This window comes from Collinsella aerofaciens (genome assembly GCF_040926405.1).
GTDB lineage: Bacteria > Actinomycetota > Coriobacteriia > Coriobacteriales > Coriobacteriaceae > Collinsella.
This window is the reverse complement of the sequence record NZ_JBCOIG010000003.1, coordinates 1-19487: the sequence shown is the minus strand read 5'-3', so window position 1 is coordinate 19487 and position 19487 is coordinate 1. Positions and strand designations below refer to the sequence as shown.

The 19487-nt window shown below is 60.3% G+C and carries 19 protein-coding genes and 1 riboswitch; of the genes, 9 read left to right on the top strand and 10 right to left on the bottom strand.

Going from position 1 to position 19487, the window contains the following annotated elements; all coding sequences use genetic code 11:
* The first annotated feature begins 26 nt into the window (after positions 1–26).
* Both AB5758_RS01875 and AB5758_RS01870 read left to right on the top strand, forming a co-directional pair.
* The gene (locus AB5758_RS01875) at positions 27–1145 is read left to right on the top strand and encodes a DUF8462 domain-containing protein (RefSeq protein ID WP_368141154.1); all 1119 of its coding nucleotides are present in this window, start codon (positions 27–29) and stop codon (positions 1143–1145) included.
* A 10-nt stretch (positions 1146–1155) separates the two neighbouring features.
* A complete protein-coding gene (locus AB5758_RS01870; RefSeq protein WP_368141153.1) occupies positions 1156–3651 on the top strand; it encodes an excinuclease ABC subunit UvrA in 2496 nt (831 codons plus the stop codon).
* Between the two features lie 40 nt (positions 3652–3691).
* On the opposite strand, the gene AB5758_RS01865 is transcribed toward AB5758_RS01870, so the two are convergent.
* The 5 genes from AB5758_RS01865 to AB5758_RS01845 all read right to left on the bottom strand — a co-directional run bounded on the left by AB5758_RS01865 (position 3692) and on the right by AB5758_RS01845 (position 7823).
* The gene (locus tag AB5758_RS01865) at positions 3692–4792 is read right to left on the bottom strand and encodes a DUF8462 domain-containing protein (protein WP_368141152.1); all 1101 of its coding nucleotides are present in this window, start codon (positions 4790–4792) and stop codon (positions 3692–3694) included.
* 143 nt (positions 4793–4935) lie between these two features.
* Positions 4936–5535 carry a tRNA (cytidine(34)-2'-O)-methyltransferase gene (locus AB5758_RS01860; RefSeq protein ID WP_225093302.1) on the bottom strand — a complete coding sequence of 200 codons (600 nt, stop codon included), beginning with the start codon at positions 5533–5535 and terminating at the stop codon, positions 4936–4938.
* A 94-nt stretch (positions 5536–5629) separates the two neighbouring features.
* Positions 5630–6760, bottom strand: coding sequence for a GTP-binding protein (locus AB5758_RS01855; protein ID WP_138341106.1), 1131 nt, complete (start codon positions 6758–6760; stop codon positions 5630–5632).
* A gap of 86 nt (positions 6761–6846) precedes the next feature.
* Positions 6847–7185, bottom strand: coding sequence for an arsenate reductase family protein (locus AB5758_RS01850; protein WP_368141151.1), 339 nt, complete (start codon positions 7183–7185; stop codon positions 6847–6849).
* A gap of 14 nt (positions 7186–7199) precedes the next feature.
* Positions 7200–7823: a flavodoxin family protein gene (locus AB5758_RS01845; RefSeq protein ID WP_368141150.1), complete on the bottom strand. Its 624-nt coding sequence runs from the start codon at positions 7821–7823 to the stop codon at positions 7200–7202.
* Positions 7824–8081: 258 nt separating this feature from the next.
* Here AB5758_RS01845 and AB5758_RS01840 point away from each other — a divergent pair, with 258 nt between their 5' ends.
* Positions 8082–8951, top strand: coding sequence for a patatin-like phospholipase family protein (locus tag AB5758_RS01840; RefSeq protein ID WP_225093305.1), 870 nt, complete (start codon positions 8082–8084; stop codon positions 8949–8951).
* 112 nt (positions 8952–9063) lie between these two features.
* On the opposite strand, the gene AB5758_RS01835 is transcribed toward AB5758_RS01840, so the two are convergent.
* Genes AB5758_RS01835 through thiM form a run of 3 tightly spaced genes read right to left on the bottom strand, consistent with a single transcriptional unit; the run spans position 9064 to position 10940 of the window.
* A complete protein-coding gene (locus tag AB5758_RS01835; RefSeq protein WP_225093306.1) occupies positions 9064–9759 on the bottom strand; it encodes a thiamine phosphate synthase in 696 nt (231 codons plus the stop codon).
* Positions 9756–10097: a thiamine-binding protein gene (locus AB5758_RS01830; protein WP_225093307.1), complete on the bottom strand. Its 342-nt coding sequence runs from the start codon at positions 10095–10097 to the stop codon at positions 9756–9758. The genes AB5758_RS01835 and AB5758_RS01830 overlap by 4 nt, the downstream gene beginning before the upstream one ends.
* Positions 10098–10100: 3 nt before the next feature.
* Complete coding sequence (thiM, locus tag AB5758_RS01825; protein WP_055310018.1) at positions 10101–10940, bottom strand: hydroxyethylthiazole kinase; 840 nt, start codon at positions 10938–10940, stop codon at positions 10101–10103.
* A 51-nt stretch (positions 10941–10991) separates the two neighbouring features.
* Positions 10992–11102: riboswitch (TPP riboswitch) on the bottom strand.
* A 93-nt stretch (positions 11103–11195) separates the two neighbouring features.
* Between thiM and AB5758_RS01820 the strand changes: the two genes are divergently transcribed.
* The 4 genes from AB5758_RS01820 (at position 11196) to AB5758_RS01805 (ending at position 15758) form a co-directional block, all read left to right on the top strand.
* Positions 11196–12104, top strand: a complete 909-nt coding sequence (locus AB5758_RS01820) for an HAD-IIB family hydrolase (RefSeq protein WP_225093308.1) — start codon at positions 11196–11198, stop codon at positions 12102–12104.
* 10 nt (positions 12105–12114) lie between these two features.
* The gene (locus AB5758_RS01815; protein ID WP_055286633.1) at positions 12115–13011 is read left to right on the top strand and encodes a LysR family transcriptional regulator; all 897 of its coding nucleotides are present in this window, start codon (positions 12115–12117) and stop codon (positions 13009–13011) included.
* Between the two features lie 155 nt (positions 13012–13166).
* Complete coding sequence (locus AB5758_RS01810) at positions 13167–14300, top strand: 5-methyltetrahydropteroyltriglutamate--homocysteine S-methyltransferase (protein ID WP_368141149.1); 1134 nt, start codon at positions 13167–13169, stop codon at positions 14298–14300.
* 123 nt (positions 14301–14423) lie between these two features.
* Positions 14424–15758 (top strand): uracil-xanthine permease family protein, encoded by a 1335-nt coding sequence (locus AB5758_RS01805; RefSeq protein ID WP_368141148.1) that lies wholly within the window; start codon positions 14424–14426, stop codon positions 15756–15758.
* A gap of 60 nt (positions 15759–15818) precedes the next feature.
* On the opposite strand, the gene AB5758_RS01800 is transcribed toward AB5758_RS01805, so the two are convergent.
* Positions 15819–16478, bottom strand: a complete 660-nt coding sequence (locus AB5758_RS01800; RefSeq protein ID WP_225094240.1) for an alpha/beta hydrolase — start codon at positions 16476–16478, stop codon at positions 15819–15821.
* A gap of 143 nt (positions 16479–16621) precedes the next feature.
* On the bottom strand, positions 16622–17932 hold the full coding sequence (locus tag AB5758_RS01795; RefSeq protein WP_225093310.1) for an NCS2 family permease: 1311 nt from the start codon (positions 17930–17932) through the stop codon (positions 16622–16624).
* A gap of 193 nt (positions 17933–18125) precedes the next feature.
* Between AB5758_RS01795 and AB5758_RS01790 the strand changes: the two genes are divergently transcribed.
* On the top strand, positions 18126–18545 hold the full coding sequence (locus AB5758_RS01790) for a peptide deformylase (RefSeq protein WP_196025965.1): 420 nt from the start codon (positions 18126–18128) through the stop codon (positions 18543–18545).
* 243 nt (positions 18546–18788) lie between these two features.
* On the top strand, positions 18789–19487 hold a 699-nt coding region (locus AB5758_RS01785), incomplete at its 3' end, for a linear amide C-N hydrolase (protein WP_368155334.1).

Here is a 19487-nt window from a genome sequence, read left to right as displayed (position 1 = left end):
GGGTTTGCCAATCCGAGGAGGCCGACATGAATCCAAATCCCTTTAAGCCAACGGCAGGCAAGCGGCCTCCGATACTCATCGGCCGCGAGTCGGTCATCGAAGATTTCGAGGAAGGACTCGATAACGGCGCCGGAGCGCCGGGCAGGCTCATGCTCATTACGGGAAACCGCGGCTGCGGCAAGACGGTTCTCCTGCGGGAGCTGCAACGTCTGGCCAGCGAGCGCGAATGGGCGGTTGTCTCCGATTCCGCTTCTCTTGGCTTATGCGATCGCTTGGCCGACGCGCTTCGCTCGAATAGGCCCGTTGTGACGTCAATGGAGTTCGGTCCGTCGTTTGGCCGGATGTCGGTCGAGGCGGCGCGGGCAAAGGGCGAAACGTTGCGAGGGCTGGTCAACGAGCGCCTCAAGAAGCTCGGTCCAGGCAAGGGCATACTGTTTGCGATTGACGAGGCGCAATCTGCGTCTATCGAGGAACTGGCGGCTCTTGCCGTTCTCTATCAGCAAGTGCTCGGAGATCAGGATGCTACGGGATTGCCCGATAGCGACCAGCGCGGTCTTGCGCTGGTGTTCGCTGGATTGCCCAGTATGGTTGATGACTTGCTCGAAGAGCCGAGCGTGACGTTTTTGCGCCGTGCCCAGCAGCGTACGCTGGGGGCGATTTCTTTGCCCAAGGTGCGCGATTCATATATCCAGACAGTCAAAGACGCTGGTCTTTGCCTTGATGCGGGGACGGCGGACCTTGCGGCACACAAGAGCATGGGGCATCCATATATGGTTCAGCTGGTGGGCTATTACATGTGGCGGTCTGCTGTTCGACGCGGCTCGCAGGTCATCGAAAGGCGCGATGTCGAGGATGGCCATGCGGATGCCGTCTCCGAGTTTTACGAAGCGGTTGACGCGCCCCTGTATTACGGGCTGCGCAGTCCGCAACGCCTCTTTATCGAGGCCATGGCTGCTGACGAGGGTAAACCGACGCGCATGGCGGATATCATTGAGCGCTGCGATCGCACTCAGAGCTGGGCGAGCAAATATCGCGCAAGCCTGATTCGCGAGCGCGTCATCGAAGCTGCCGGATACGGCCTCGTCCGGTTTACCGTGCCCATGCTGGGCGCGTACATTCGCGATCGAGTTTTATGGCATGAGTAGGGTGATAAAGATGACGGAACAGAAGATGAGTCCGCAGGCTATCGAGGTGCGTGGCGCGTGCGTCCATAACCTCAAAGACATCGATATCGATATTCCGCTGGGAAAGCTGGTGGGTATTGCCGGCGTATCGGGTTCGGGCAAGAGTTCGCTGGCGCTGGGAGTTCTTTATGCCGAGGGCTCGCGTCGCTACTTGGAAGCACTCAGCACCTATACTCGCCGTCGCCTGACGCAGGCCGAGCACGCTCAGGTGGACGAGGTGCTGCACGTGCCGGCGGCGCTCGCATTGCATCAGCGCCCCAGCGTGCCGGGCGTGCGTTCCACCTTTGGCACCATGACCGAGCTCAACAATAGCCTGCGTCTGCTCTTTAGCCGCTGCGCCCATCACGTGTGCCCGCATTGCGGGACGCGTGTGGAGCCGAGCCTTAACGTGGCTGCGGGCCTGTCGCTCACGTGCCCCGCATGCGGCCGCGAGTTCTACGCGCCGGGTGCCGAGGACCTTGCCTTTAACAGCGGCGGTGCGTGCCCCACCTGTGGCGGCACCGGTGTCATGCGCGAGGTGGACGAGGCGAGCCTGGTGCCCGACGAGTCAAAGACTATCAACGAAGGTGCGGTCCTTCCCTGGGGCACGCTCATGTGGGATCTGATGAAGCAGGTGGCTGGCGAGATGGGCGTGCGCACCGACGTGCCATTTAACCAGCTCACGCCCCAAGAGCGCGACATCGTGTTCCATGGTCCGGCGGTTAAAAAGCACATTCTCTACGTGCCCAAAAACGGCGAGGGCGCCACGCCGCTCGATTTCACCTATTACAACGCCGTCTATACCGTTGAGAATGCGCTCGCCAAGGTCAAGGACGATAAGGGCTTAAAACGTGTTGCGCGCTTTTTGCGCGAGGGAGCATGCCGTGATTGCGGCGGCACGCGTCTCTCCGAGGCTGCGCGCCAGCCCCAGGTGCGCGGTATCAATCTGGCGCAGGCGGCGGCCATGACGCTGGGCGAGGCGATTGAGTGGGTGCGCGGGGTGCCTACGTCCTTGCCGCCCGAGATGCGGCCCATGGCAACGGATATCTGCGATTCGTTTTTGAGCGCGGCCCGTCGTCTGGTCGACCTGGGTCTCGATTACCTTTCACTCGATCGCGCCGGCGCCACGCTCTCCACGGGCGAGCGCCAGCGCGTGCAGCTCGCCCGCGTGGTGCGCAACCGGTCGACGGGTGTGCTCTATGTGCTGGATGAACCCTCGATTGGCTTGCATCCTGCCAATGTCGACGGCTTGGTAGGCGTGATGCGCGATCTGGTGGATGACGGCAACACCGTGGTTGTTGTTGACCACGATACGCGCGTGCTGGCGGAAGCCGACTATCTGGTCGAGATGGGTCCCGTTGCCGGAGCGGGCGGTGGCAATGTGATTGCCGCGGGTACGGTGGATGAGGTCGAGCAATCGCAGAGCAGCCGCATCGCCCCGTTTTTGCGCTCGGAGTCCAAGCGCTTGCGTCCGCAGGTGACTGACGAGGAAATGTTCGACCAGGGCCATATCCGCATGGCGACCGATGCCATCCATACCGTCAAGCCGCTCGAAGTCGATATCCCGCGCGGCCGTCTCGTCGCGGTGACGGGCGTTTCGGGTTCGGGCAAGACGACGCTGGTGCTCGAGACACTCATCCCGGCACTTAAGGCACAGGCAGCCAGCGAGCGCCTGCCAAAACACGTGCGTTGGGTCGATGCCGAGGGCATTGCACGTGCCAACCTGATTGACGCCACGCCCATCGGTGCCAACGTGCGCTCGACGGTAGCGACCTATGCCGACATCCATGATGAGCTGCGACGCGCCTTCGCCCGCACGCCCGAGGCAAAGGCAGCCGGCTACAAGGCGGGTGCCTTCAGCTACAACACCGGTGCCTTGCGCTGCCCTACGTGCGATGGAACGGGCTCGATTTCGCTCGACGTGCAGTTTTTGCCCGACGTCGAGATCGTCTGCCCGGCATGCCGTGGTTCGCGCTACGCCGAGGCCGCCTCGCATATCCATCGCGAGGGCAAGGACGGCAGTCTGCTTACGTTGCCGCAGCTCATGGACATGAGTGTGGACGAGGCCCTCGACGCCACGGTGGGACTCAAGAAGGTTCAGACGCGCTTACAGACCTTGCACGACCTGGGCCTGGGTTATCTCACGCTCGGTGAGCCCACGCCGGCGCTCTCGGGCGGCGAGGCACAACGCCTTAAGCTCGCGAGCGAGATGGGCCGCGTGCAGGACGATGCCGTATTTGTGTTCGACGAGCCCACGATCGGCCTGCATCCGCTCGATGTCCAAGTGTTGCTGAGTGTGTTCGACGGCCTCGTTGCCAAGGGCGCCACGGTTATCGTGATCGAACACGATCTCGACCTTATCCGCAACGCCGATTACGTGATCGACATGGGCCCGGGCGGTGGCGACGCGGGCGGGCAAATCGTCTGCGCCGGTACGCCGGGTGACATCGCGGCCTGCCCCGCAAGCATCACCGGTCGCTACCTATAGACAATGAGGCAAAGGGACAGCCCCTTTGCCTCATTGATGCTTATTTCACGCATTGAGCCGCGAGATAGTCGCGGAAGAATGGCAATTCAAATGCGACGAGCCCTCGTCCTCGTTCCCCGATGATGCCGGCATCTATCATGCGGCGTCGGTAGCGGGAGACCTGCTGTGGCGAACGCTTAAGGCGCTCGACAAGGTCAGCGGTGGTGGACTCTTCCTCGTCATCGAGCATGGCGATGAGGAATCGCTTGTCCTCTGCAGTGAGTTCCCGATAGGTTGCCGCGAGGATTCGGTCGTCCATCTCGTCGCGCGCGATTTTGATTCCCAGGTCAAAGTCGCGTGACGAGATTTCCTTCGAATCGCTTGTGAGATCCCAGGCACGGTAACCTACGAGTTGCAATAGGAAGGGAAATCCAGAGATCGAGCGAACGGCTCTATCAATTCCCTCAGCATCTGCCAGGCGATCGTTTTCCTGGATTGTGCGAATCAAGGCCTCGCGCACGTCATAGTCGGCAATGCGACCCAGATGATATTGTTGGGCGCGGCGAAGGAACGAGACCGTCTTGTGGTTCAGCAACGTAGAGACGTTGTTGGGAAGTCCCGCCATAAGCAAGGCGACGCGTTTCCCATCGGTCACAAAGTGCTGATACGTCGCTGCGAGTTGGATCATCTCGTCGAGTGTCGGGTCCACCTCGTCAACCGTGACGAGCAGACCGGTGCCCGCCTCGTTGAGCTGGTCGATGATGTCGCTCATGCGATAACGCCAGGTTGAAGCATCGTGAACGCGATTGACCTCGACGCTGCCGAGCGGTGCAATTCCGAGACCGGTGACTTCGAAGTTCTTAGACGGGTCGATAAGATGGCCGGCAGCACGTTTCGCCCCGAACTCGATTTCCTCAAGCATTCCCGGGAGCGCGGTCGTCTTTACGGCTATCCAGCCGTGGGATTCCGCCCTTGTCGCGAGCGACGACATGAGAGCGGTTTTACCGGTTCCACGTGCGCCTGAGAAGATCGAGGTCAATTCTGGGCGCCTGCGCTGGCTCAAGAAGGCGCGGTCCAAATCCCGAATAATCTGTTGTCTGCCAGCGAGATGGGCAGGAACCTCACCAAAACTGGGGGTAAACGGGTTCTCGAGATATTTCACACGGCTCTCCTTTCACACCGCCGTTTAACTTCATTTTACTTTAGTTAATTCTGATTAAAAGTGAGGGCCTTTATCTAGAGCATCAATTAGGCGTGTGTGCCATCGACGTGGCGCTCGAATGTAGCAAAAGGATAGTCCCTTTGTCACATTCCCGGAAAGCCTGCCTGGCGTAGGGCCTCGTAGAGGACGATGGCGGCGCTGTTGGAGAGGTTGAGCGCGCTGATGCGGTAGTCGTCGGGGTTAACGAAGTTGCCGCAGATGTCCTGTTGAAGGATGGTCTCGTGGCTGTCCTCGGTATGCCCCAGCGATTCCTCGTGAGCTTCCCAAGCCTCGGCGTTATCGAGTGAGTCGCAATCGCGCAGCATCGGGATGCGCTCGCAGCGCTCGGGCGCCACGGCAAGCAGTGGCTCGGGAATGCCCGAGCTCTCGCTGCCAAAGACCAAGTAGTCACCATCGCGGTAGGTACTCTGCGCATAGGTGCGGCGTGCCTTTTTGGTCAGCAGATGCAGGCGTTCGTCGGCAGGGGAGAGACCGTTGCGCGCAAGGAAATCCTCCCAGCCGGCATAGGTGGTCACGTCCAAGTTTTGCCAGTAGCCCAGGCCGGCGCGACGTACTGTCTTGTCGTCGAGTGAAAACCCCAGCGGCTCCACCAGATGCAGGCGGGCGCCGGCAACCACGCAGGTGCGGCCGATATTGCCCGTATTGGCCGGAATCTCGGGCGCATACAGCACAATGTTGAACATGAATCTCCTTGGCTCAGAACGAAAAACCACCACGAAGAGCACCTTCGTGGTGGTTTGGCGGCTACGTAGGCGGAAAATGCCCGCTTGAATAAACCTAGGCGCGGTGCCAGTCGGTCAGGCAGGCATCGAGGGAGGCGATGAGCGCGTCCTTGTCCATGTGACGGCCGATGATGCACAGGCTTGTCATGCGGTCTCCCGTCTCGTCGTCCCAAATCTGCATGATTTCGGGGTTCTCGTCGATGATCTTCTGCTTCTCGCCCTCGGGCGCCGAATCGACAAACAGGCCGTTCTCCATCAGGCGCATCTGGTGGCCGGCCTGCTCAAACATGTAGCACATGTCCGGATCGCCGGTCTGCCACAGCGGACCCTTGACGCGGATGACCTCGTCGGGCCACTCCTGCTCAACAAAATTGGTGAACTTCTGCAGGTCAAACGGCTTGCGGCGCGAGTACACAAAGGTCTCGATGTCGTACTCGAGCACCTCGGGGTCGTCGTGCTCCTCGGGATGCTCCATGGCCTCGATCCAGGCGGCGGAGTTGTAGGCGCGCATAAAGTCGAAGCGGTCGGTGTCGAGCAGCTCCTCCATGGGGACCTCGCCGTTTTGGGCCTCGACAATCACGGCGTCCTTCTGCAGGCTGCGCACGATGGCCTTGAGCTCGGCGATCTGCTCGGGCGTCACGGTATCGGTCTTGTTGAGGATCAGCGTGGAGCAGAATTCGATCTGCTGGATGAGCAGGCTTTCGATGTCGTCCTCGTCGATATCCTCGGCCAGCAGGTCGCGACCGCCGTTGAACTCGTCGTACATGCGGGCGCAATCGACCACGGCCACGATGTTGTCGAGCGCGAGCTTGGGCTCGCCGCCCACCTTGGCCTCGTCGCAGAAGCTCGAGATGGTGTAGGCGATGGGGATAGGCTCGCAAATGCCCGATGCCTCGATGATGATGTAGTCGAAGTTGCCCGAATCGGCGATGCCCTGCAGCTGGTTGGCCAGGTCGTCCGAAAGCGTGCAGCAGATGCAGCCGTTGGTGAGCGGGATGAGGTCATCGGTCTCGGAAAGGCCGCCGTCGGCGATAAGGCTGGCGTCGACGTTGATCTCGCCGATATCGTTGACGATCACGGCGGCGCGGATGCCGCCGTCGTTAGCGAGGATGTGGTTGAGCAGCGTGGTCTTGCCGGCACCGAGGTATCCGGTAAGCATGATGATCTTCACGGGTTTGTTGGGCATGTGCCCTCCTTTGTTAGACATGGCTTACAGTTGAATCTTATGCCAAACGCCTGCTCTTATACCCACGCGCCGGCAAATAACACAAGCTACTCCCAGGCTCCCCATACATCGGGGCAATAACCGACGGTGGCCTTTTTGCCGTTGCGCACGATGGGCTCGGCCAAGACCTGCTGGTTCTCGAGCAGCTTGTCGAAGCGCTGACTGGGGGTGAGATGCTGAATGAGCGCGCGCGTCTCCTCGTCCTTGGCCTTGGGGTTGAGCAGCTTGTCGATACCGCCGACCGCCTGCATCACGCTCGTGAGCTCGCCCTTGCTCATCTCCTTTTCCTTAAGGTCAATAAACTGCACCTTAATGCGGCGCTCCTTAAAATAACGCTGCGCCTTCTTGGTGTCGAAGGACTTCTTGGTGCCAAAAATCTGAATCATTTTGTTCCGCCGTTCTACCTGATAAAGTTGGTGCGCTCGCGATCGGCTTCGGGGGCTTCGATGCCGGCGGCCTGTCCTGCCTCGATACAATGCAGGAGCCAGGCCATGTTCTTGCCGATGTTGCGCATGGTGGCCAGGCCCTCGGCGTCTTGGGCGGCCTCGCCCGGCATGGCGCCAAACACGTTGTTCCAGTACGTGGAGGCAACCACGGGCATCTGGTTGATGGTGAAGTACTTGTTGAGTACGTCGAAGGTCGTTGACGTGCCGCCGCGACGGGCGACAGCGACGGCAGCGCCCGGCTTGTGTGCAAAGGCCTTGCTGCCGGCATAGAAGGCGCGATCGAGGGCCGAAAGGATGCGTCCGCTGGGATGCGCGTAGTAGACGGGCGAGCCAAAGACAAAGCCGTCTGCCTGCTCGGCGGCAGCGATGAGCTCGTTCACCACGTCGTCGTCAAAGGTGCAGCGTCCGCCAAGCTTGCCGCACTGACCGCAACCGATGCAATCGCGAATGGGCTTGGCGCCTAGCTGAAACGCCTCGGTATCAATGCCTTCGGCATTGAGCTGCTCTGCGATCTCGGCGAGTGCGCGGGCAGTGTTGCCGTTTGCCTTGGGGCTACCGTTGACTAAAAGAACCTTCATCACAAACTCCCTCTGCTATCGGTGAATTCTGCTGAGAATTATCTCACGTTGCGTGCGATGACGTCGGCATGGTGCGGGCGATGTTTATCCCGCAACGTTCTTAAGGGCGTTCATGCCTAAGGCCATCTAGGGGCATTGCGGTACGGCATGGGGAATGCATTGGGAAACGTTCGATAAATGCTTATAAACACGTTTTTGACGGCATACGTTGACAGATATACTTGTTGAGTTCAAAAGCATGGGAACGGAGATGGTTGCATGACACAGCCGGAGACATCACACACGGTGGGGCTTGCGCTCGAGGGAGGCGGCTACCGCGGTATGTATACGGCGGGCGTGCTCGACGTTTGGATGGAGCACGGTTTGACTTGCGACCATATGGTGGGTGTCTCGGCGGGCGCGGCGTTTGGCTACAACTTTAAATCGCGCCAGATCGGCCGCGCCATTCGCTACAACAAAGCCTATTGTGCCGATAAGCGCTATGCGAGCGTGACGAGCTGGTTGCGAACCGGCGACATGTTCAATGCCGATTTTGCCTATCACGAGGTGCCCATCGAGCGCGATCCCATCGATTTGGAGACATATCGCGCCTGCCCCATGCGGTTTACGTGCGTGTGTACCGATATCGAGACGGGCAAGGCCGTCTATCACGATCTGCCGTATGGCGACGAGCGCGATATCGAGTGGATCCGGGCGTCGTCGGCAATTCCCGTGGCGACGCGTCCCGTTGCTATTGACGGGCATAAGTATCTGGATGGTGGCGTGGCTGATTCTATTCCCAGCGCATGGCTGTTTGCGCAGGGGTATGACCGCAATATCGTGGTACTCACGCAGCCAGCGGGCTTTGTGAAGCAGCCCAACAGCGTGATGCCCATGCTGCGACGCGTGTTCCGTCACTATCCGGAGTTTGTCGCAGCGCTTGAGCATCGGCATGAGGTCTACAATACCACGCTCGATGACCTGGCACGTCGCGAGGCTGCCGGCGAGATCTTTGTGGTGCGGCCGAGCGAATCGGTGAAGGTGCCGTCGCTGTGTCGCGAGCCCGATGAACTTGAACGCATCTACCAGATTGGTCGCCGCGATGCGGAGGCGACCTTGCCGGCACTGGAGGCATATCTGGCAGAGTAGGGCAAACTGCCGCGTGCTCAGCGGAAAGCGCATCCCAGAATGGACGTCCAAACTGGGATGCGTTTTCCATTGCTGAAGTTATGGGGCCGCGGAGCAACTGCTCGGCTTATGCCTATGCCTGCTGCCAGGTGTCTACGAGCTCCTTGGCCGCGGCGTAGGGGTCATCGGCGCTGCAGACGGCACTCACCACAAAGAAGCCGTCGACGCCGGTAGCCTTGAGCTGCGGAAGGTCGGCCGTCTTGACGCCGCCGCCCACCACGATGGGCACGGGGCTTGCCGCATGGAGCGCGGCCAGGTCCTCAAAGCTCTTGGTGATGATAGAGCCGTCGGCCGCGCGTCCGCAGTCGCGCTTGGTCTCGGTCTCGTGGAGTGGGCCGATGCCAAGGTAGTCGACCAAACTCATATCGGCGGTCTTGACGTACTTGAGCATCTCCTCGCAACGGGCCGAAAGGCCCACGATGGCGTCGGGGCCCAGCAACTTGCGACAGACCTCGACGGGAATATCGCTTTGGCCCACGTGCACGCCGTCGACAGCAATACCCTGCTCGCGCGCGGCAAGCACACAGTCCAGACGGTCGTCGATCAGCAAGGCGACCTGACCGGTCTTGCCGGCCTGAGCGATTGCCTGCGCGGCGTCGCCGGTCAGCGCAATGATCTCGCGGGCGCTTGCCACCTTGGAGCGCACCTGGATGCAGGTAAAGCCGGCGTCGAGCGCCTGGGCCACCACATCGCCCACGGGGCGCCCGAGCGTGTTTTCGGGGCCGAGTACCAGATAGGCCGAGATATCAAGGTTGTCGCGGATGCTCATCGTGCTTCCTCCTGCTTTTTGATCTGTGCTTCCATGCGCTCGAGTTTGCCGGTCATGGTGTCGGTAAATCCGGGTCGAATATCGGCTTTGAGCACGACTTCGGTGCGGATGCCCTTGCTCGCCAACACAAAGGTTGCGTCGCGCACGACCTGCATGACCTCGTCCCAGTCGCCCTCGATCTCGGTGAACATGGAGGTGGTGCGGTTGGGCAGGCCGCTCTCGCGAATGACACGCACGACCTCGGCGACCTCGGCGGATAGCTCATCGCCGGTGCCGCACGGGGCGATGGCCACGGCGACGAGCGTGTTCATGCCGGCATTGGTTGCGGGCTCGGACATGGCCTATGCCTCCTCGAGCTCGAGTCGGTTATCGGCGATGTCTTGGGCGGTTGCGCGGTAGAGCTCGTCGATAAAGGCGACCTTAAAGCTTGCCGGGGCGTCGGCGACAGCGGCGGCACGCGTGCCGGCCACGTTGTAGACGGCGGTGCCGCAGACGGCTGCCGTAAACGGGTCGGCGGCGCAGGCATACACGGCCAGCACGCCGCCCTGCGAGCAGCCGCAGCCGGTGATCTTGGACATGAGCGGGCTGCCGCCGTGAGACTTGGCCACCGTCGTGCCGTCGGTGATTAGGTCGACTTCGCCCGAGACCACAACGGCGCCACCGGTGTGGCGAGCGAGCGCCACGGCGGCATCGCGGGCGGCGTCGACCGTGTCGGTGGTATCGACACCACGCACGCGGCTCAGATCAGCCGCCTCGCCCTCAAGACCCCACAGGCCGGCGAGTGCGATAATCTCGGAGGCGTTGCCGCGCACGATGGCGGGCTTGTACTGCTTGAGCTCGTTTACCAGCTGGGTGCGCAGGCTGCCGATACCCAGGCCCACCGGATCGAGCACCCAGGGCTTGCCGGCGTCGTGTGCCGCCTTCGCCGCGCGGGGAATCGTCTGCTCGTAGATAGGGAAGAGCGTGCCCATGTTGAGATAGATGGCGCCGCCGCCGGCAACGAGCGCTTCGCCCTCGTCGGGCAGATAGACCATGGCGGCCGATCCGCCCACGGCGAGCTGTGCGTTGGCGACAAAGTCGATCGTCACCGTGTTGGTGATGGAGCCGGCCATCGGATTGGTGGCGCGAATTTCCTCTACGGCCTTGACCATATGTTGCTTAAGCTGTTCCGAATCAATCACTGCACATGCCTCCTTGGCATAGAAAAGGGGCGCTGTGCATAGACAGCGCCCCTGTAAAGGCGGCATGCTCCCTACGCCAGCATTAACTGACAGGTTCAAAGGATTGGGCCCCATGCCCTCTCAGCCTTGTGGTTTGCACCGCCGGCACTCCCGCATCGAATCTGTTGTTCCCTATACTAGCGCACCTGCCAAAAAGGGACAGGTTTATTTTGGCAGGTCGTTACAATAGGTAGGACCGATACGAATGGGGGCCTTATGATTAAACTTGTGCTGACCGATATGGACGATACACTGATTCCAGCCGGGCATGACGGCGCCAGCGACTACGCCATTGAGGGTGTTCATGCCATGCAGGCGGCGGGTCTGCACTTTGGGCCGGTTTCGGGTCGTCAGCCGTCCGCGATGGGCTGGATGTTCAAAAACCGTTCCGAGTGTTTTTCGACCGGTGCGTTCTGTAACGGCCAGGTGATGTTTGTCGACGGCGAAGTAGTCGCTTCGCGCGCAATCGACAACGATGCTCTGATGCGTTTGGCTGACTATCTGGAGCAAGAGACCGACGATACATTTCTAAAAGTCTACAGCCTGGGCGATGACTTTTGGGGCAACGATGCCTATTGCGTGACGAGCAATCCCGAGCGTGTGCGTCGCGCTATGGAGTCGGGCGGCAATGCGTGGCTCAAAGGCGAAGAGGCCCCGTGTCGTCCCGTCGTCGATGGCGCGCCGGTGTTTAAGGCGAATATCTGGAGTGCCCGTTCGCGTGAGGAGCTCGCGGAGCTACGCGAGCGCGTTGCCGTTGAGGTGCCGGAACTCTCGCTTGTGTTTCCCAACAACCGAGTGCGCCTGTTCGACATCCTTCCGGATGGTTGGGACAAGGGCTGCGCTGCGCTGGAGCTGGCGCGCGCCTTGAGCCTGACGCCCGACGAGGTGGCCGTATTTGGCGATTCCGATAACGATCTGCCCATGATCGATGCCGTTCCCAACTCCGTTGCAGTCGCCAATGCCAACGAGGCCGTCACGGCTGCCGCGCGCTGGCATATCGGCGCCGCGGTGGATGATGCGGTCGCCGGAGTCCTGCATCAGATTGCCGCCTGCGCCGCGACGGGGGAGATGCCGCCGTTTATGCGCCTGCCGGGTACTGCCGACGCGAATCTCACTAACAGCTAAGGAGACAGCCATGAAGCTCCAGCAGCTCAGATATGTCGTCAAAGTTGCCGAATGCGGCAGCATTACCGAGGCCTCGCGCCGGCTCTTTGTGTCGCAGCCTTCGATTACCGCGTCGATTCGCGATCTCGAAAACGAGATGGGTGTGCACATCTTTGAGCGCACCAACAAGGGCGTCATTGTGTCCGAGGAAGGCGAGACCTTCTTGGGCTATGCGCGCCAGGTACTCGACCAGGCCGACCTGCTCGAGGGCAAGTACAAGGGCGCATCCGAGCAGGTGCCGCACTTTAGTGTGAGCTGCCAGCATTATTCCTTTGCCGTCAACGCGTTTGTCGACGTGATCCGCGAGTTCGATGCCGCGCGCTACGACTTTACCCTGCGCGAGGAACAGACCCACGAGATTATCGAGGATGTCGCGCACATGAAAAGCGAGCTGGGCATCCTATATCTGTCCGAGCACAACCGCGAGGTCATCGAGCGCATGCTGGTGGCCAACGAGCTCGTGTTCGAAGGACTCTTCTGCGCCACGCCGCATGTCTTCGTCTGCGCCGACCATCCGCTGGCGGACCGCTCCAGCGTGACGCTCGAGGATCTGGAAGACTACCCGTTCCTGTCCTACGAGCAGGGCAGCTACAACTCGTTTTACTATTCCGAGGAGCTGACCTCGACGTTCGAGCGTCGCAAAAATATCCGCGTGCGCGACCGTGCGACGTTGTTCAATTTGGCCATGGGCCTCAACGGCTACACGGTATGCTCGGGCGTGATCAGCCACGAGCTCAACGGCCCCGGCATTATCTCGATTCCGCTCGACGTGGACGAGTACATGGAGATTGGCATCATCACGCGCAAGAACACGACGCTTACGCGCTACGGTCGGGCCTATATCGACGCGATTCGTCAGCATATCTAGGCTGCTGTGCTCCGCACGGTTCAAGTCTCTTTATGACAGTCCAGACTGATATAGGAAACATCTATATCAAACTGTTATAAACGTATATTTTACGATGGTCATATGAGCGCTCATACTCTGTCCCGGTAAAGCAACCAATGCAAAGGGAGATATCTATGAGCACTTCGATTCAACCGAACGCGCCGTTTCGCGCCGATATCGTCGGCAGCTTTCTTCGTCCGCAGGCTGTAAAGGACGCCCGTGCCGCCTATGTCGCGGGTAAACTCGACGCTTCCGGCCTTAAGGCCGTCGAGGACGATGCCATTCGCGATTTGGTGGCCAAGCAGAAGGCCGCCGGCCTGCAGGTGATCACCGATGGCGAGTTCCGCCGCAGCTACTGGCACCTCGATTTTATGTGGGGCCTTAACGGCATTGAGCGCCGCACCTCACGCACGGGTTATATGTTCCATGATGAGGAGACGACGGCCGACACCGCCGTGGTTACTGGTCCCATTAGCGGCGAGAACCACCCGTTCGTCGAGCATTTTAAGTTCGTCAAGGCGCTTGAGGGGGAGGGCCAGGTCGCACGCCAGACCATTCCGGCGCCGATCCAGACGTTCTCTGAGGTCACGCTCGATCGCTGCGACGGCCAGCAGGAGAGCCTGCGCGCTGTCTATAAGACCGATGAGGAACTTGCCGACGCCATTGCGGCCGCTTATCGCACGGTGATCGCCGACCTGTACGCAGCAGGCTGCCGCAACATCCAATTTGATGACTGCACCTGGGGCATCTATTGCGATACCGACTTTGTGTCCAAGGCCGGCATGAGCCCGGTTGACCTGCAAAAGGTGAGCGAGCTGGGCGTGGCGCTCAACAATGCCGCCATCGCGGGCAAGCCCGACGATCTGGTTATCAACACGCACGTGTGCCGCGGCAACTATCACTCCACGTATGCCTTCGAGGGTGGTTACGATCCCATTGCGCCGTACCTGTTCGTACATGAGAACGTTGACGCGTTCTACCTTGAGTTCGATACGCCACGCGCCGGTGGCTTTGAGCCGCTCAAGTACGTTGCTCCCGGCAAGAAGGTCGTGCTGGGTCTGGTGACCACCAAGGCGGCTGAGCTTGAGGACGAGGACGTTATCGTCGAACGTATCCACGAGGCCGCAAAGTATGTGCCGCTCGAGAACCTGTACCTGTCGCCCCAGTGCGGCTTTGCCAGCTGCGAGATTGGCAACAAGCTGACCGAGGACGAACAGTGGGCAAAGATCGCGCTGGTCAAGCGCATTGCCGAGCGCGTTTGGAAGTAACGCTACCGCTTGCAGGTGACGGCGCGCGCGAGACATGACGTATCACGTACAATGGTCCGGATCGTATCGTTCGGGCAGGTTATCCGATATGCCTGATCGCCCTTCCATCATGAAAGGACTTCCATGTCCCAATCCTCGACGCCCGCCGTCACCGATGCCATCTACGATGCATCATCGCTCGGCCGCCCGCGCATGTTCGTGTTGGGTTTGCAACACATGTTTGCGATGTTCGGAGCCACGGTGCTCGTGCCCGTGCTCACCGGCCTTTCCGTTTCGGCGACGCTTCTGTTCGCCGGCATCGGCACGCTGCTGTTTCATTTTCTATCGCGTGGTAAGGTGCCCGCGTTTCTGGGCTCGTCGTTTGCCTTTATCGCGGGTTATGCCGCCATTGCACCCAACGGCGAGGCCGAGCTTTTGCCCTACGCTTGCCTGGGCGTTGCCTGCGCCGGCCTGCTCTATCCGGTGCTGGCGGCGCTGTTCCGCGCATTTGGCGCCAAACGTGTCATGCGCTTCTTTCCGCCGGTGGTGACCGGCCCCATCGTCATTTCCATCGGCCTGATCCTAGCGAGCTCTGCCATTGCCAACCGTCAGACCAACTGGCTTGTCGCCGTTATCGCTGTGGCCGTGATCATCATCTGCAACATCTGGGGCCGCGGCATGGTCAAGATCGTGCCGATTCTGCTGGGCGTGGTGGTGAGCTATGCCGTTGCGGCTGCGTTGGGTGAGGTCGACTTCTCTGGCGTCGCAGCTGCCCCCTGGGTTGGCTTGCCCGTCGTGTGGGACAACACCGTGTTTGCGCTCTTTGGACCGCAGTTCGATAGCGGTCTTGCCACGACGGCCATCATCACCATCATGCCGCTGGCCTTTGCAACTATGATCGAGCATATCGGCGATATCTCCGCCATTGGCTCTACCTGCGAACGCAATTACATTGCCGATCCCGGTCTGCACCGTACCTTGCTCGGCGATGGCCTGGCGACCATCTTGGCATCGCTTTTTGGCGCCCCCGCCAATACGACGTATGGCGAGAACACCGGCGTGCTTGCCCTGACGCGCGTGTTCGACCCGCGCGTGATTCGCATTGCCGCCTGCTGCGCCATCGTGCTTTCGTTCTGCCCCAAGTTTGCTGCTGTGATCGCTGCTATGCCGGCGTGTGTAATCGGCGGCGTGTCGCTCGTGCTCTACGGCATGATCAGTGCCGTGGGCGTTCGCAACCTTATCGAGAATCAGGTTGATTTCCAGAACAACCGCAATGTGCTGGTTGCGGCTTTGGTGCTCGTGCTTTCGCTCGGCATTGCCTACAGTACCGCCGGTGCCATCGTGCTGGAGCTGGGCGGCGTGACGATTTCGCTTTCGGGCCTTGCCGTGGGCTCGCTGGTGGGCATTGTGCTCAACGCCATCCTGCCCGGTAATGACTTTGAGTTCGATACTTCCGAGCTTGAGGAGACTGCCGAATAGTAGCTGCGTTCAGCCAAATTAAAAATGGCATCCATGCGTATGTACGCGTGGACGCCATTTTTAATGCGTCAGTATCCAGTGGATGCCGCGCGCCATGCGCAGGTCAGTTTGGGCAAAGTGGTTGCCGGGGTTGAGCTCCAGCGTTGTTGGAATGTCATGCTCGATAAACAGCTCTTCCATCGCACGCGTATCGTCGAGTACGTGCCGCATCATGCGGTTGGGCGTCTTGGTTTCCTTTTTACCGAGCGACAGATAGGCGGCGTCGGGCGTGGCTGTCATCGTGCGCTCTCGCGCGTAGTCGATAAAGCCGGGGAACCACAGCGACCCCGATGCACTTGCGGCGCGGTCAAAGGTACCGGTCTGCCAGAGGGCCCAAAGCGAAAAGAGGCCCGCCAACGAGTAGCCGGCAACGCCGCGCCAGGCGGGTGGTTGCGGGAGCGATGATTCGGCCTGGGGGATTATCTGCTTCAACAACTCGTCAAGAAAACCAGCAGCCTGTCCGCCAAAGGGCTCGGCATCTCGTATAGTTCCCTCACATTCCCAGGGGCTCAACTCGCGATTCCAATCGAGTCCTCCGATGGCGACAAGGGTGAACGGCGGGCAGTCGAGCTCTCGGCAGCGCTCGTAGACTTCACTACCGTCGCCCATAACCACGGGGAGGTAGATGACGGGCGCGCCTTCTGCACACTCTGAATAAACGGTTATCTGCTTCTGATGCACTTCCAAGGCAGGCTTCTCTCGGTGTTGTGATATTGACAGCCTCAATTGTCGCACGCTGGCACGGGGGCAGACGCTAAAAGAAAGGCGCGGAGCCGCTCGATGCGATTCCGCGCCTTGTTGTTTTGCTTTAGCAGACTATGCTGTTACGCCACGAAGAAGTAGACGAGGAAGGCAAGGGCTGCGATCCACATGAGCGGCTTGATCTTGGAAGCCTCGCCCTTAAAGAGCGCGACGATCACGTAGGCGATAAAGCCCAGGCCAATGCCGGCAGAGATGGAGTAGGTGAAGGGCACGCCGGCGACAATCATGAACGCCGGGAAACCCTGCGACACGTCGGACCAGTCGATCTCGGAGGCCTCGCTCATCATGAGGTAGCCGACGTAGACCAGGGCGCCGCAGGTGGCGGCGCTGGAAACGATGGTGACGATGGGGGAGAAGAACGCAGCGAGAATGAACAGCACGCCGGTGGTGACGGAGGTGAGGCCCGTGCGGCCACCGTCGGCAGCGCCAGAGGTGGACTCGACGAAGGTGGTGATGGAGGAGACGCCCATGAAACCGCCCACAGCGGCGGCGGCGGAGTCGACGATCAGGATCTCCTTGATATTCTCGACGTTGCCGTCGTCGGTGAGGAACTCGCCCTGCTTGGCCACGGCCATCGCGGTGCCCATGGTGTCGAAGAAGTCACTCATGAGCAGCGAGAACGAGATGACGAGGAGCGTGGGGTCGGTAAGGACCTTGACGATGGCGGGCACGCCGCCGGCGTCGGCGATGGGGCCACCGATGCTCGAGAAGTCGAGCGGGGCGATGATACCGGTCGGAGCCTGGGTCACACCTAGGGGGATACCGGCGATGACGGCGACGACGATGCCGATGAGCAGCGAGCCGGGGACGTTGCGGCAGGCGAGGGCGACCGTCACCAGGATGGAGATGATGCCGACGATGAAGGTGGGGGAGGTGATGTCGCCCAGACCGACGAGTGTACCGGCGCCAGCGGTGATAATGCCGGCATCGCACAGGCCAATCATGGCGATGAACAGGCCCAGGCCCACCGAGATAGCGTGGCGCAGAACCACGGGGATGGCGTCCATGATGGCCTCGCGCAGGCCACAAAGCACGAGCAGCAAGATGACGACGCCCTCAAGGAAGATGACGCTCATGGCCACGTGCCAGTCACCGCCGCAGACGGTGGTGGCGATTCCAGCGATCATCGCGTTGACGCCTAAGCCCGACGCGCAGGCGAGCGGGCGGTTGGCGAAGATGCCCATGCAGATGGTCATGATGCCGGCGCCCAGGCAGGTGGCGCAGGCGAGCGCTCCCGCATCGATGCCAGCGCCCGAGAGCACCGCGGGGTTGACGGCGATGATGTAGGCCATCGCCAGGAATGTTGTCAGTCCAGCGCGAAGTTCGGTCCCGATTGTGGACTTGCGCTCGCTGACGTGAAATAGTTCGTCCATGCATACCCTTTCCTTGTTCGGCCCCGAGTTTAGGCCGATTGACACGAACTCACTCACTATAGCCCCTTTACGACGCTGTTGTTCCTCGCATGTTGATGTTCGGCGCTTTGTAGCAGACGGACGGTATTTTTCGCATGAAAATGAGTGGGTACCGTATACTTAAGCAGTTACAACGACCCCTATGGAGGAACGTATGATTAAAGAGCTCTGCCGCGACGAGGCTATCCTGTCTCAGCGTTGCGAGGTTGCGACTGTCGAGGACGAGTCGGTCGCTCAGGATCTGATTGATACCATCAAGTCGCTCGATGATGCCGGCTGCTTGGCCGCCAACCAGATCGGCGTCACCAAGAAGGTCTGCGTCTATCTGGACGACGCCGGCGAGCCCCATGTGCTCTACAACCCCCGTCTGGTGTTTGGCCTGGGTGCCAGCAAGATGGAGGAGAGCTGCCTGACGCACGAGGAGGTCACCAAGTCCACGCGCTACATCAAGTGCAAGGTTGCCTTTGACCAGATCGTCGACGGCAAGATGAAGGAGTGCCGCCGCGACTACGCGGGCTTTGAGGCACAGATGATCCAGCATATGATCGATCACTGTCTAGGAAAGTTGGTCTAAGGGGTCAAAGCACCGCACCTTGCCGCTCAATCGTCGCTCGCGTACCTTAAGTACGCTTTGCTCCTCTTTCGTGGCAATCTGCGGCACTTTGACCCCTTAGACGACCTGCGGGGTTAACTTGGTTGAGTTTATCCTGCTTGAATAGTCCGGGCGTGACATTGTTGTCATGTCCGGGCTTTTGTGTTTAGCGCCTTTTTGTTTGGAGACAATGAAATTAGCAAGAACGTAAAGCTAGGAGGCGCTATGTGTACGAGTATTCGATTTACCGATAATTCTGGCCACATGTATCTGGGCCGCAATCTCGACTGGAGCTTTGACTACGGCCAACAGGTTCGCGTGATGCCGCGCGGGTTTCACATTCCGTATTCGTTTATCGACGACGCGACAGCGGCGCACGCGGTGATTGGTATGTGCATCGATTACAGGAACTACCCTATGTTCTTCGATTGCGGCAACGATGCGGGCCTCGCCGTGGCGGGTCTCAATTTCCCGGGTTATGCCGAGTATGCCGAGGACCCTGTCGACGGCAAGACCAATATCGCGGCCTATGAGTTCCCCCTGTGGGTGGCAGCGACGTTCTCGACGGTCGATGAGGTCGAGGCCGCGCTGCGCGACACGGTGATTGTCGCCAAATCTGCCGGAGAGGGGCTGGGCGTGTCGCTGCTCCATTGGATTATCGGCGACAGCCAGCGCAGCATCGTGGTCGAGATGATGGCTGACGGCCTGCATGTATACGACGATCCGGTCGACACCCTTGCCAACCAGCCGACCTTCCCGTGGCACATGGAAAACCTGCGCACCTATATCACCGCCACAAGCGATTTTCCGCAGACGGCGACATGGCGTGGCGCCGAGCTCAAGCCCTATGGAGCCGGTGCCGGCATGCGCGGCATTCCGGGCGATTGCTATTCGCCGAGCCGTTTTGTAAAGGCGGCGTACCTC